The organism is Ensifer sp. LC384 (assembly GCF_001695865.1).
Taxonomy (GTDB): domain Bacteria; phylum Pseudomonadota; class Alphaproteobacteria; order Rhizobiales; family Rhizobiaceae; genus Ensifer.
Map to the genome: position 1 here is coordinate 54,101 of NZ_MBST01000026.1, position 12,660 is coordinate 66,760.

The following is a 12,660-nucleotide window of genomic DNA, read 5'->3' on the forward strand; positions in this document are numbered from 1 at the left end:
GCGGTGCTCTATGCCCTCATACTCGTTATCTCTGCTCTGCTTTGGGCTACAAGCCTCTCCAGCGCCGTTGCGCAGGAGCCTTCAAACGCGCTGGCGGATAAGACGGCGAAGGCCGAGCCGGTTTCGGAGATCAAGTTAGGCTACCTTCGAGCCTATGCGCCCCAACTGGCCCTTTCAGTGCTGGACGTGCCACCGCGTGACGAAGGTGTCGCGGGGGCCAAAGTGGCCATCGGCGACAACAACACGACCGGTACCTTCCTTGGGCAGAAGTTCACGCTCGATGTGTCCGAAGTGAGGCCCGACGCCGACGTCGTGCCGGCCTTCAATGACATGGTGTCGAAGGGTGCCCTCTACATTCTCGCAGATCTTTCCGCCACGCAGCTTCTGTCGATTGCCGATCTCGCTCGCGACAAGGGCGTCCTGATCTTGAACGTTGGCGCCACGGACGACCGTCTGCGCGAGGAGGAATGCCGGGCGAACACCTTTCACACGGCGCCAACGCGCACCATGCTCGCCGATGGGCTGGCACAATATCTGATCTGGAAGCAGTGGCGCCGGTGGGTGCTGATCTACGGTTCTCATGAGCCCGACAAGCTGTTCGCCGATGCGCTCCGTCGCGCCGCCACGCGTTTTGGCGGCGAGGTTGTCGCGGAAAAGGAGTTCACCGACACCGGCACGGCGCGGCGGACGGATACCGGTGTGGTTCAGATCCAACGACAGATGCCCGTCTTCACACAGGGGTTTCCCGATCACGATGTGATGCTCGTGGCAGACGAAAGCGAGGTTTTCGGAACCTATGTGCCGTTCCGGACCTGGACGCCACGGCCGGTGGCTGGGACCGCCGGTCTGATACCTGCCGCGTGGCACCCGGCCAGCGAGCAATGGGGCGGCACGCAGATACAGAACCGTTTCGCCAAGGCTAATGGCCGACGAATGTTGTCGAAAGACATGGCCGCTTGGACGGCAGCCAGGATTATCGGCGAGGCTGCCACGCGCACGCACAGTGCGGATCCCGAAGTGCTCGGAGCCTTCATTCGTGCCGAGGATTTCTCGATTGCAGCTTTCAAGGGGCAGAAACTGACCTTCCGGAAATGGAACTGGCAATTGCGCCAGCCCATCTTCCTGGGCGACGGCCGTTCGGTCGTGTCGACGTCACCCCAGGAAGGATTCCTGCATCAGTTCTCCGAACTCGACACGCTCGGGATCGATCAGCCCGAGACGCGATGTGTGCTGAAATAGCTTCAAAAAACAGGGAGAGAGCCAGATGTTCCGACGACTGACGTTTCTTTCGGCCGGACTTATTGTGGCTGCAAGTATCGGATCCCCCGCGTCCGCCTACATGGTCTATGTCTCCAACGAGAAGGACAACACGGTATCCGTGGTCGATTCGACCACGAAGGAGGTGGTCCGGACGATTGATGTCGGCCAGCGGCCGCGCGGCATTACGATTTCGCACGACGGTAAATTCATCTACCTGTGCGCAAGCGACGACGACACGATCGAAATCATCGATACGGCCACGTACGAAATTGTCGGATCGCTGCCATCCGGACCGGACCCCGAACTGTTCGTGCTCTCCCCTGATGGCAAGACGCTCTACGTCGCCAATGAAGACGACAATCTGGTCACGGTCATCGACCTTGAAAGCAGACATGTGCGGGCGGAGGTGCCGGTTGGAGTCGAACCCGAGGGAATGGGCATCAGCCCGGACGGGAAGTCGATGGTCAATACCTCGGAAACGACCAACATGGCACACTTCATCGATACCGAAACCAACGAGATCACCCACAATGTCCTCGTTGATCCCCGACCACGATTCGCGGAGTTCAAGCCCGACAACTCGGAGGTCTGGGTCAGCGCCGAAATCGGCGGCACTGTCTCCGTCATCGACAATGCGAGCCGTGAGATAAAGCACAAGATCACCTTCGAGATTCCCGGCTTGCGCCCAGAATCGATCCAGCCGGTCGGCGTGCGCATCACGGCCGACGGCACGAAGGCCTATGTGGCGCTCGGCCCCGCCAATCGCGTGGCTGTGGTCAATGCCAAGACTTACGAGGTTGAAAAATACGTGCTTGTCGGGCAGCGGGTCTGGCAGCTCGCCTTCACGCCCGATCAGAAGTCGATCATCAGCACCAACGGAGTTTCCAACGATATCACTTTCATCGACGTCGCTACCGATGAACCAATTCAATCCGTGACGGTCGGGGCGTTGCCCTGGGGTGTGGTCGTGAGTCCGAACTGAGGTGTTGGACAAAAGCTCGCTTGCGAAGGAGGAGGCATGCAGAGATATCGGAATTTCGCACTTGCGGTGTTCCTCGGAATAGCCTTGTCAGTGACGCCCAGCGCCGGGCAAGATGCAGATGATGATGATGATGACGACGCAGTGCCGCCACCGAACCGCAGTTCCCGAGCGGGTGACGCTGGCCAGCAAGGTCGTCCCCGAACTGGTCCTCGGATCGGCTGCCGACAGTTTCGCCGTCAACCAGAAGGATTTTGAGCTGATCGCCGGTCAGGGCTACCGTTGGAAAATCACCTCGGCAGCGGGCTTGGAGTATAAATTTTCAACGGACCTTTTCCGCAATGTCTGGATGAACCAGATCGTCATCAACGGTCTCGAGGTTCACATGAACGGTGCACCTGCATGGCTCGAGTTCGACGCTGAAGGCACGATGCAGGTGCAGTTCACAACGGTTCGACCAGGCAACTACACGTGGTCCGTTCCAGACCTCGCCGACAAAGGCATGAAGGGAACGATCACCATCAAATAGGCTGGGATGCGGACTATCCTTGCTGCTCGCCCAGGAGGACGCCATGCAGGATGTGAAGGCGAATGATGAAGTGAGCGTGCCTCCCGCACTCGACGTGTCGGCGGTCGGTCATTGCTTTGGCCGGAAGCAGGTTCTGTCCGACATTTCTTTTTCAATAGCGCCCGGCCACTTTACCGTCTTGCTCGGCCTCAATGGGGCCGGCAAGACGACGCTGTTTTCGTTGATCAGCCACCTCTACGACACGCGCCAAGGGGCGATCCACATCTTCGGCCATGATATCAGCAGGGAACCGGGGGAGGCGCTTCGCCGACTTGGTATCGTGTTTCAGGCGCGTACATTGGATCTCGATCTCAGCGTCTACCAGAACCTTTCTTACCATGCCTCTTTGCATGGCATCGGCCATGCACAGGCCCTGGAACGGATCAGGACATTACTTGCTCAGGTCAATATGAGCGACCGGCTCTATGATAAGGCGCGCAGCCTTTCCGGCGGACAAATGCGGCGCATCGAAATTGCCCGGGCTCTGTTGCATCGGCCGCCGCTGTTGCTGCTCGACGAGGCGACCGTGGGGCTGGACATCCAGTCGCGTGCCGAGATCCTCGCCACGATCCGCGACCTTGTGGTCACCGATGGCATCAGCGTTTTCTGGGCGACCCACCTGATCGACGAGGTCGAGAGTAACGATGATGTGGTCGTCCTCGACAAGGGAAGGGTGCTGGCGCAGGGCAGGGTGTCAGATGTCGTACGTTCGGCTGGTTCGGACAGCATTCGGCAGGCGTTCGCATCCTTGACGGGGCTGGTTTCGGTTTTACCCGAGGGCGCCTGCCTATGACGCCGCAGACGGTTCAAAGCGCTATTCCAACCGATCATGCCTCGGGACGCGGCTTCAAGGTTCGTCAGTATTCCATTTGCTTGAAGGGAATCCTTTATCGAGAGGGCCTTCGTTTTCTTAACCAGCGTGAGCGCTTCATCTCGTCGCTCGTTCGTCCGCTCCTATGGCTGTTCGTGTTCGCCGCTGGTTTCCGTCAGGTGCTGGGCGTCTCGATCATTCCGCCCTACAAGACCTACGTGCTGTACGAGGTCTATATCACGCCCGGCCTATGCGGCATGATCCTACTGTTCAGCGGTATGCAGTCTTCGCTTTCGATGGTCTATGATCGGGAGATGGGAAACATGCGTACCCTGCTGGTCAGTCCGTTTCCACGCTGGTTCCTGCTCGTCTCCAAGCTGCTCGCCGGTGTGACGGTATCGATCGTGCAAGTCTATGCTTTTCTGGTCATTGCCTTGTTCTGGGGCGTCAGGCCACCATGGAGTGGCTATCTGCTGATCCTTCCCGCCTTGTTCTTGTCAGGAATGATGCTGTGCTCGCTCGGGATGCTCTTGTCGTCGATGATCAAGCAACTGGAGAATTTTGCGGGGATCATGAACTTCGTGATCTTTCCGATGTATTTTGCCTCTCCCGCGCTCTATCCACTCTGGCGCATCCAGGAATCGAGTCCGCTTCTCCACAAAATCTGTCTTGCAAACCCGTTCACCTATGCGGTCGAACTAATCCGCTTCGCCCTTTATGGACAGATTGACTGGGCATCACTGATGATCGTGATTGCGTTCACCGCACTGTTTCTGGGCGGTGCGATCCTCGCCTATAATCCATCAAACGGTTTTCTCCGGCGCAGGCAGATCACAGGAGGGAATGCCTGATGCGGTGGCTGTCCCTGATACTCCTCCCCGTGGTGGCCGCTGCAAACCTCGCATGGCCCGCCTTGGCCGCCCAGGGCGACGACCCGGACTGGCCGTGTATCCAGCGCAAGGTTCCGAAGCTTTCGCTCGGCCAGGTCTGGAATGGCGCGGAACTGCGGCCGGCGGCCGCCGACTGGTCCAAAGATGCGACCATTTCTGCTTTGGTTGTGGAACTGTCGGCGCGCCGCGTGCCGCTGCCAGAGGCGCAGCTAAAGATCAGCAGGTATGCGGAAGGCCTGCCGAAGGGCGAAAGGGAGCAGCGCATGACCATGCTCGTTCGGGGGCTCTTCGATCATATGAACCGGGAACGCTCTGAGGTTATTTCCGGCATTGCACGCTACGCCCGCGGCCAGAGGGACATGGCGGCACGCCTACGGCAGGAGGCTTCCGCAGTGGATGCCTTGCGCGCTAAACCCGATGCCGACCTGAACGAGCTTGCGCTGCGGAATGATCGGCTCGTGTTTCAGACACGCATTTTTCAGGAGCGCGCGCAATCGCTGAGCTTTGTCTGCGAGGTGCCTACGCTGATCGAGCAGCGCTTGTATGCTCTGGCCAAGACGATTGCGCAAATGCTGGAAGCCAGATGAGCCTAGTCTGGCGGAGTAATTGACGCTCGTCTATCGCGCGCGTATTCTCGTCATCGGCTTTCCGTCAGGGCACCTTGTGAAGGCTAGCTGTCGGACCGGCATGCCAAGCACGCCAGTCACCGTTGCTTCTGTGCGAGTTCGCGCAGGGAAAGGTGCGGAATGAACCTCGTCGATCTCGCCCTGACCGTCTGCGTGCTGGCCAACCCTGCCAATTGCCGCACTGAGCACCTGTATTTCGAGAGCCGCGGCTCGCTTGTCCAATGCATGACGCTGGCACCGGCTGAGATCGCGAAGTGGTCCGAGGACCATCCGGCGCTGAAGGTCGTGCGATGGAAGTGTTTGTTCCCCGACAAGGGTCGGGAAATTTGACGTCGCTGCAAACGTTTGTTGGGAGGTGGCATCATGAACATATCGCGGCGCGCGCTTTGCCTGACGGTTTTGATGGCTGCTGCAAATCCTCGTGGCTTTCATGTCTTGGCAAACCCATCCGCTCCGAAGATACGGGTGGGTGTTCTCAAGTTCGGAACGGTGAACTGGGAACTCGACACCATCAAGCACAATAAATTCGACGCGGCCAACGGCATCGACGTGGAAGTCGTCTATTTCGCTGGGGAAGATGCCACCAACGTGGCCATGCTGGCAGGCGACCTCGACATCATCGTTTCCGATTGGTTGTGGGTGTCGCGCCAGCGTTCGCAGGGCGAGGATCTCACGCTTGCACCTTACTCGACCGCGGTTGGCGCCATCATGGTCAAGCAGGACGCGCCAATTCGAGGCATTCCCGACCTCGTGGGGAAGAAGATCGGCGTGGCCGGCGGATCGCTCGACAAGAGCTGGCTTCTGATCCAGGGGCTTTCCCAGCGTGACAATGGGATTGATTTGACCAAGGAGAGCGAGATCGTTTTTGGCGCTCCGCCACTGTTATCGGAAAAGGCTGTTTCGGGTGAACTCGATGCGGTGTTGAATTTCTGGCATTTCTGCGCGCGGCTGGAGGCGAGCGGCTTTCGCCGCCTGATTGGAGCCGAAGATGCAATCAAGGCGCTCGGGGCATCGGGACCCGTCTCGGCGTTGGGCTATGTATTCCACGAAAAATGGGCGAACGAAAACCCGGATGTGGCGATGAGCTTCGTCAAGGCAAGTGCGGCGGCCAAGAGACTTCTGGCTCAATCCGACGCTGAATGGCAGCGTTTGGCACCTGTAGTGCGAGCCGAGGGCAGGGAACTCGAGGTGCTGCGGGATCGCTATCGCGAAGGCATTCCAAACCGGCCTCTCGCCGACGAGGAACGCGATGCCGCCAAGCTGTACGAAATCCTTGCCGACCTCGGCGGGGAGAAGCTCGTCGGTGCGGCGCGGCAAATGGCTCCCGGGACGTTCTGGGCTGCGTTGAAGACATGATGGCAAAACACGGATCGGAAAAACGCGATCCTGCGGGCCTACGCACATGGAGCGCCTCTCACAGTGTTCGATCCGCGTTGCCGGCCGCAACGAGCTTGGCATCGCTGCTTGGACTAGGCCTGCTCTGGGGCATGGTCGCCGGGATGTGGCCGAGCCGCGCTCTTCCGCCACCGCTCGAGGTCTGGCGGGTGCTTCTCAAGGAGGCGGCGAGCGGTGACCTTGTCTATCATCTGGCAATGACGCTCTGGCGGGTCGCGGCCGCATATGCTGTCGCCATGATCGTCGGATCGGTCATCGGCGTCCTCCTCGGCAGGCATCGGCGGGCGGATTCCTTCTTCAATCCATGGCTTGTGCTCTTTCTCAATCTCCCGGCGCTGGTCGTTATCGTTCTCGCTTACATTTGGTTCGGCCTGACAGAGGCTGCTGCGATCGGCGCCGTTGCGATCAATAAGATACCCAATGTCATCGTCACCATGCGCGAGGGTGCGCGTGCGCTCGATCATCGTTACGCGGAAATGGCCACGGTCTACCGGCTGGGGCCGCTTGACCATGTCCGCCACATCCTGATGCCACAGTTGCAGCCCTATTTCGCGGTTGCCTCGCGCTCCGGCATCGCGCTGATCTGGAAGATCGTGCTCGTCGTTGAGCTGCTCGGCCGTTCAAACGGTGTCGGCTTCCAGATCTATCTCTACTTCCAGATATTCGATGTTGCCGCCATCCTTGCCTACACACTGGCCTTCGTGGCTATCATGCTGTTGATCGAACTCTTTTTGGTGCAGCCACTTGAACGACATGCAACCCGCTGGCGTCGCCGCTCCGCTTAAAGTCGATATTAGCGAAAAAACGTTCCGTTCGGCGGAGGGCGTTACGATTGTCGCATTGCGCGGACTTTCCTTCGAGGTGCGGCAGAGCGAATTTGCCTGTCTGCTGGGCCCGTCGGGCTGCGGCAAGACCACGACCTTGCGAATCCTGCTGGGTCTCGACCGGCAATTTTCGGGGAGTTATCAATTGCCCGAAGGCGGCTCCAACCGCGTCGCTGCGGTCTTTCAGGAGCCGTTGCTTCTCCCCTGGCGGACGGTGGAGCAAAACGTCCGCCTTGCTCTGTCTGCGCGTCTCAGGGACAAGGACCTGGACCGGCTGTTCGAAATTCTGGGGCTCTCCTCAATGCGGTCGCTCTATCCGTCGGAGCTTTCGCTTGGCCTTGCGCGCCGCGCCGCCCTTGCACGGGCCTTCGCCACGGAACCCGCGATTCTTTTTCTGGACGAGCCTTTCACTTCGCTCGACGAACGGACTGCCGACAGATTGCGCCGTCTTTTGATGACGGTGTGGGCCGCCAGGCCCACCACCGCCTTGATGGTGACCCACAATCTGCGCGAGGCCCTTCTGCTTGCCGATCGCATCATCGTGCTGTCACCGCGCCCGGCGCAGGTGCTGGGCATCTTCGAAGTGGGCCTGTCACGCCATTTGCGTGACGCGCCGGCGCTCGACAATCTCGTTTCGGATTTTCACAAGACGTTTGCGGACGCGGTATGATCGCGCTCCAAACCACAGGGGCCATCAACTGATGGCGAGGGGCAATCGGAGGGGCGGCTCTCGTTTTCGAGGATCAGAAGCACCGCACCTCTGCTTCGGCCTGCGCTCGTCTAAGTTCGGCGACGGCGGAATTCGCCGGCGCGCTCTGCCGGAACAGGACCCCTCTTTCGCCTGTCTGAAGTCCCAGGCTTCTGAACGTCTCTGCCGCCTCATAGCGCTCGTAGGGCAGGATCGAGGCTATGATGTCGATAGAGCAAGAACAGTTCTCGAGTGCAGCCCGTGTCTCGCCGTTGGCTTTCATACAGCCATACACATAGTCGACGACTGCGACCGTCGGGTAGCCTCCGGCTGCCGATGCTGCCGCGGCACACGTGAACACGGCGAGGAAGGCGATCACGTCTAGGTTACCAGTGGTCACAATGAAATCTCCCGTAGGCATTGATGCGTTGGACAGGAGCCACGTTAATCTGATTGGAGCTATGTATTATTATAGTAATTGTCCGGGCTAAGCAAATCTAATTCCCGCAAACATCAGTAGTACATGTATTGCGCAGGAGCATTTTTTGTTGTTGCGTTGCGCGCAGATCGTATATTTAATCTTGCGCTAATCGGTCCGATCGCCTATTCTGCCGGCAGTTTACGGCTTCAAGCCTTGTGTCTTGGGAGCGTGAGGGCGGGCAATAACGGTGCCCTCTGCCCATCCAAATGAACCCGTGAGACGCTGAAGCAAGCAGATATCCCACGACGAGCATGACATAGCTTGGGCTGGCCTTTGTGGTCTCCCGAGGAGTGTGACGATGTGCCTCGGGTCCCTATCGACGTCGGGAGGAATCCGCATGCGCATACTTGGAAAATTCCTATATCTGCCGATGACCGCCGCTGGAGTTCTGACAGGAGTTCTGACAGGGGCTCTTGCTGGAAATGCGTTGGCCAATGACGAGCTGACGGCCCTTTCGGCCGACGCGAAGAACTGGGCGATGCCTACGGGCGATTATGCCAATCACCGCTATTCCAAACTCAATCAGATCACGAAGGACAACGTGAAGGACCTGCAGGTCAAATGGACCTTCTCGACGGGTGTGCTGCGTGGTCATGAGGGCGGACCGCTTGTGATCGGCGACGTCATGTACGTCCATACGCCGTTTCCCAACAACGTCTATGCCCTTGATCTCAACAACGACGGCAAGATCCTCTGGAAATACGAGCCAAAGCAGGATCCGAACGTCATAGGCATCATGTGCTGTGACACGGTCTATCGTGGCGTCGCCTATGGCGATGGCAAGATAATCCTGAACCAGGCGGACACGACGGTCGTTGCCCTCGACGCCAAGACCGGTAAGGTCGTCTGGTCTGTGAAGAACGGAGAACAGACCGATGGCAGCAAGGCCGAGTCCAGCACGGGTGCTCCAATGGTCGTCAAGGACAAGGTGCTGGTCGGTATATCGGGTGCGGAATTTGGTGTCCGCGGCTGGATGGCGGCGTACAATCTGAAAGACGGGTCGCTCGCCTGGAAAGCCTATTCGACTGGCCCCGACGCCGAAATGCTCGTCGAGCCCGAAAAGACCACCCATCTCGGAAAACCCGTCGGACCTGACTCTGGTATAAAGAGCTGGGAAGGCGAGGAGTGGAAGACCGGCGGCGGCACGACATGGGGGTGGTACTCCTATGATCCGAAGCTCAACCTGATCTATTATGGCACGGCTAATCCGGGGACCTGGAACCCCGTGCAGCGGCCGGGCGACAATCGCTGGTCGATGACCCTGATGGCGCGCGACGTCGATACCGGTATGGCCAAGTGGCTATATCAAATGACCCCGCACGACGAGTGGGATTATGACGGCGTCAACGAGAACATTCTCGTCGATGCGATGCAGATCAACGGTCAGCCCCGTGACGTGCTCGTGCATTTCGACCGCAACGGCTTTGCCTATACCCTCGACCGGGCGACGGGAGAGCTTCTGGTTGCCAAGAAATACGATCCGAAGGTCAACTGGGCGACTGAAGTCGTCATGGATCCGGCGAGTGAGCAGTATGGTCGGCCGCAGGTCGTAGCGAAATACTCCACCGAACAGAACGGCGAGGACGTGAATTCGACGGGGATCTGCCCTGCGGCCCTCGGCACGAAGGATCAGCAGCCGGCCGCGTATTCACCAAAGACCGGCTTGTTCTACGTGCCGACAAACCACGTTTGCATGGACTATGAGCCCTACAAGGTCAGCTATACGGCTGGTCAAGCTTATGTCGGTGCGACCGTTTCGATGTTTCCGGCCCCGGACAGCCATGGCGGCATGGGGAACTTCATTGCCTGGGATGCTGCCAAAGGCGAGATCGTCTGGTCGAAGCCCGAGAAGTTCTCGGTCTGGTCCGGTGCCCTCGCGACGGAAGGCGACGTGCTCTTCTATGGAACTCTGGAAGGCTACATCGTGGCAGTCGATATGGAGGGTAAGGAACTCTACCGGTTCAAGACACCATCCGGCATTATCGGCAATATCAATACCTACGAACATGGCGGCAAGCAGTATATCGCCGTCCTGTCGGGCGTTGGTGGCTGGGCCGGGATTGGACTGGCTGGCGGGCTGCTTTCTCCCGAGAACGCTGCCGCCTGGCATGGTGCGGTAGACCAGGGCCGTGCGCAGGGTGATGAAGCCCAAGTTGTCGGCACCGCGGGTCTGGGCGCAGTCGGTGGCTATGCCGCTCTGGCGGAATACACGACGCTCGGAGGGCAACTGACAGTATTCGGTCTTCCGGACTGATGACCTGGTGAAGGGCGGTAGGGCTGCGTCTCCGGCGCAGCCCCATCTGCTATCGACCGCCCGAAGCAATGATCGCTTGCGCAGTCCGCATCCATCGTTCGTCTCAATCCGGATGGGCCTGCTGAAGCATCGCGCTCCGGGTTTCCAAAGCGTGGGGTTTTTTGATGGCTTTTCGTAGTTCAGTACTAGCGCTAGGCGCCGTGTTCCCGCTGTTTATTGCAGGAAATACCCCCGCCGCAGACGACCAGGAAAAGGCCGCGGCTGTCACAGAAGAAGACGGGAAACACTTCGATGCTGAGGGAAACCCGACGTTCAAGTTTCAAAACGACGGGACGGTCGATTGGTACACGTTCAGCGGTTACCGTCGCTATCACTCGGACTGTCATGTCTGTCACGGCCCCGACGGCGTCGGCTCTAGTTATGCCCCTTCCTTGGCCACGACCATGAAGAACCTGGACTATCCCAATTTCCTCGCGATCGTTGCGGAGGGACGCAAGAGCGTCGTCGGCGGCAAAGAGACGGTCATGCCGGCCTTCGGCAACAATAAGAATGTCTATTGCTACCTCGACGACATCTACGTCTATCTGCGCTCCCGCGCCGTCGGCGCTGCGCCGCGAGGGCGTCCGCCCAAGAAGGCGGACAAACCCGAAGGGGCGAAGGCCTACGAAGCATCCTGCATGGGTGGATGACATGGCACACGGCGCCCATCGGACCTGCAGGGTGGCCCTCATCTCCATGGTCACGTTGATCCCTTTGCAGGCGTATTCCCAGAGCGCCGGGCTCGGGGCGGCTGGAGAGTTGGTTGATCCGGATAGGCTGCGGGTCTGCGCCGACCCGTCCAACATACCCTTCTCCGACCAGAGCGGCGAGGGATTCGAGGATAAGCTCGCCAAAATGGTCGCAACCGCGACAGGACGAAGCGCAGTCGCCTATACTTGGTATCCCTCCATCCCTGGCTTTGTGCGCAATACGCTCGGCGCGAATCTCTGCGACATCATCATGGGGTATGCGCAAGGAGACGAACTCGTCCAGAATACCAACGCTTATTATCGCTCATCCTACGTGCTGATTTACAAGAAAGATGGCGATCTTGCCGGTGTGGAAACGCTGGCTGATCCAAAGCTCGCCGACAAGAGGATCGGCGTCGTCCAGGGAACGCCACCCACCGCCAACATGGCGGTTGCAAAACTGATGCGGAAGGCGAAGATCTATCCGCTCATAGTCGATACGCGGATAATGCCGTCGATGGCGGAAGTCATGATACGGGACATGCTGGCAGGTGTGATCGACGCCGCCGCGGTCTGGGGGCCTATGGCGGGTTATTACGCCCGCAAGTCCGGCGCCGATCTGGCGATCGTGCCCCTGACTAAGGAGAAGGGCGGTCAGCGCATGATCTATCGGATCACGATGGGTGTGCGGCCGTCCGACCAACAATGGAAACGCACGCTCAACGCCTTCATCAAGGACAACCAAGCGGAGATCAACAAGCTGCTGCTGTCCTACCATGTGCCGCTGCTCGACGAACACGACGAGAGGATCACTCAGTGACGTAGCTCGGGATGACGGGAGACTTGGGATACCGGGTGGTCATCCGCACCCGGCAACTGCCGTGGTTGGGTTGCATCTTGTCGGGGCTTGTCCTGACGAACCGGCCCACGACGGAGATAATGTTCAAAGGAGGATGGAGACATGGACGTACGCGCCGCCGTCGCCGTTCAGGCCGGCAAGCCGCTGGAAGTGATGACCGTTCAGCTCGAAGGCCCAAGGGCCGGCGAGGTGCTGATCGAGGTCAAGGCGACCGGCATCTGCCACACCGACGATTTCACGCTGTCGGGCGCCGACCCCGAAGGTCTGTTCCCGGCGATCCTCGGCCATGAGGGTGCC

15 protein-coding genes are annotated in these 12,660 nt (G+C 59.2%); 14 read left to right on the forward strand and 1 reads right to left on the reverse strand.

All coding sequences use genetic code 11. The features are described from left to right. Nucleotides 1-90 precede the first annotated feature (90 nt). The 10 genes from BC363_RS20305 (at nucleotide 91) to BC363_RS20350 (ending at nucleotide 8,023) form a co-directional block, all read left to right on the forward strand. Nucleotides 91-1,239, forward strand: coding sequence for an ABC transporter substrate-binding protein (locus BC363_RS20305; RefSeq protein ID WP_244519922.1), 1,149 nt, complete (start codon nucleotides 91-93; stop codon nucleotides 1,237-1,239). Nucleotides 1,240-1,264: 25 nt separating this feature from the next. Beyond that, on the forward strand, nucleotides 1,265-2,242 hold the full coding sequence (locus tag BC363_RS20310) for a YVTN family beta-propeller repeat protein (protein WP_065783909.1): 978 nt from the start codon (nucleotides 1,265-1,267) through the stop codon (nucleotides 2,240-2,242). Nucleotides 2,243-2,360: 118 nt separating this feature from the next. Further along, entirely contained in the window at nucleotides 2,361-2,768 is a 408-nt protein-coding gene (locus tag BC363_RS20315) for a hypothetical protein (protein WP_244519916.1), read from the forward strand. 43 nt (nucleotides 2,769-2,811) lie between these two features. After that, the gene (locus tag BC363_RS20320; protein WP_065783913.1) at nucleotides 2,812-3,600 is read left to right on the forward strand and encodes an ABC transporter ATP-binding protein; all 789 of its coding nucleotides are present in this window, start codon (nucleotides 2,812-2,814) and stop codon (nucleotides 3,598-3,600) included. Beyond that, a complete protein-coding gene (locus tag BC363_RS20325) occupies nucleotides 3,597-4,469 on the forward strand; it encodes an ABC transporter permease (RefSeq protein ID WP_065783914.1) in 873 nt (290 codons plus the stop codon). The genes BC363_RS20320 and BC363_RS20325 overlap by 4 nt, the downstream gene beginning before the upstream one ends. Beyond that, entirely contained in the window at nucleotides 4,469-5,095 is a 627-nt protein-coding gene (locus BC363_RS20330; RefSeq protein WP_083223521.1) for a hypothetical protein, read from the forward strand. Before BC363_RS20325 ends, BC363_RS20330 begins: the two co-directional genes overlap by 1 nt. 159 nt (nucleotides 5,096-5,254) lie before the next feature. Further along, nucleotides 5,255-5,464, forward strand: a complete 210-nt coding sequence (locus BC363_RS20335; RefSeq protein WP_065783917.1) for a hypothetical protein — start codon at nucleotides 5,255-5,257, stop codon at nucleotides 5,462-5,464. Nucleotides 5,465-5,536: 72 nt separating this feature from the next. Further along, nucleotides 5,537-6,490, forward strand: coding sequence for an ABC transporter substrate-binding protein (locus BC363_RS20340; protein ID WP_244519917.1), 954 nt, complete (start codon nucleotides 5,537-5,539; stop codon nucleotides 6,488-6,490). Between the two features lie 131 nt (nucleotides 6,491-6,621). Next, complete coding sequence (locus BC363_RS20345; RefSeq protein WP_065783935.1) at nucleotides 6,622-7,314, forward strand: ABC transporter permease; 693 nt, start codon at nucleotides 6,622-6,624, stop codon at nucleotides 7,312-7,314. Nucleotides 7,315-7,369: 55 nt separating this feature from the next. Then, complete coding sequence (locus BC363_RS20350) at nucleotides 7,370-8,023, forward strand: ATP-binding cassette domain-containing protein (protein WP_244519918.1); 654 nt, start codon at nucleotides 7,370-7,372, stop codon at nucleotides 8,021-8,023. Between the two features lie 73 nt (nucleotides 8,024-8,096). On the opposite strand, the gene BC363_RS35170 is transcribed toward BC363_RS20350, so the two are convergent. Further along, on the reverse strand, nucleotides 8,097-8,420 hold the full coding sequence (locus tag BC363_RS35170; RefSeq protein ID WP_244519923.1) for a hypothetical protein: 324 nt from the start codon (nucleotides 8,418-8,420) through the stop codon (nucleotides 8,097-8,099). A 439-nt stretch (nucleotides 8,421-8,859) separates the two neighbouring features. On the opposite strand from BC363_RS35170, the gene BC363_RS20360 reads away from it, so the two are divergent. From BC363_RS20360 to BC363_RS20375, 4 genes are all read left to right on the forward strand, one after another. After that, nucleotides 8,860-10,776: a methanol/ethanol family PQQ-dependent dehydrogenase gene (locus BC363_RS20360; RefSeq protein WP_141690380.1), complete on the forward strand. Its 1,917-nt coding sequence runs from the start codon at nucleotides 8,860-8,862 to the stop codon at nucleotides 10,774-10,776. 164 nt (nucleotides 10,777-10,940) lie between these two features. Continuing rightward, a complete protein-coding gene (locus BC363_RS20365) occupies nucleotides 10,941-11,465 on the forward strand; it encodes a c-type cytochrome, methanol metabolism-related (protein ID WP_065783939.1) in 525 nt (174 codons plus the stop codon). Nucleotide 11,466: 1 nt separating this feature from the next. Continuing rightward, entirely contained in the window at nucleotides 11,467-12,324 is an 858-nt protein-coding gene (locus BC363_RS20370) for a quinoprotein dehydrogenase-associated putative ABC transporter substrate-binding protein (protein WP_065783925.1), read from the forward strand. A 141-nt stretch (nucleotides 12,325-12,465) separates the two neighbouring features. Then, on the forward strand, nucleotides 12,466-12,660 hold a 195-nt coding region (locus BC363_RS20375; protein WP_153047631.1), incomplete at its 3' end, for an alcohol dehydrogenase catalytic domain-containing protein.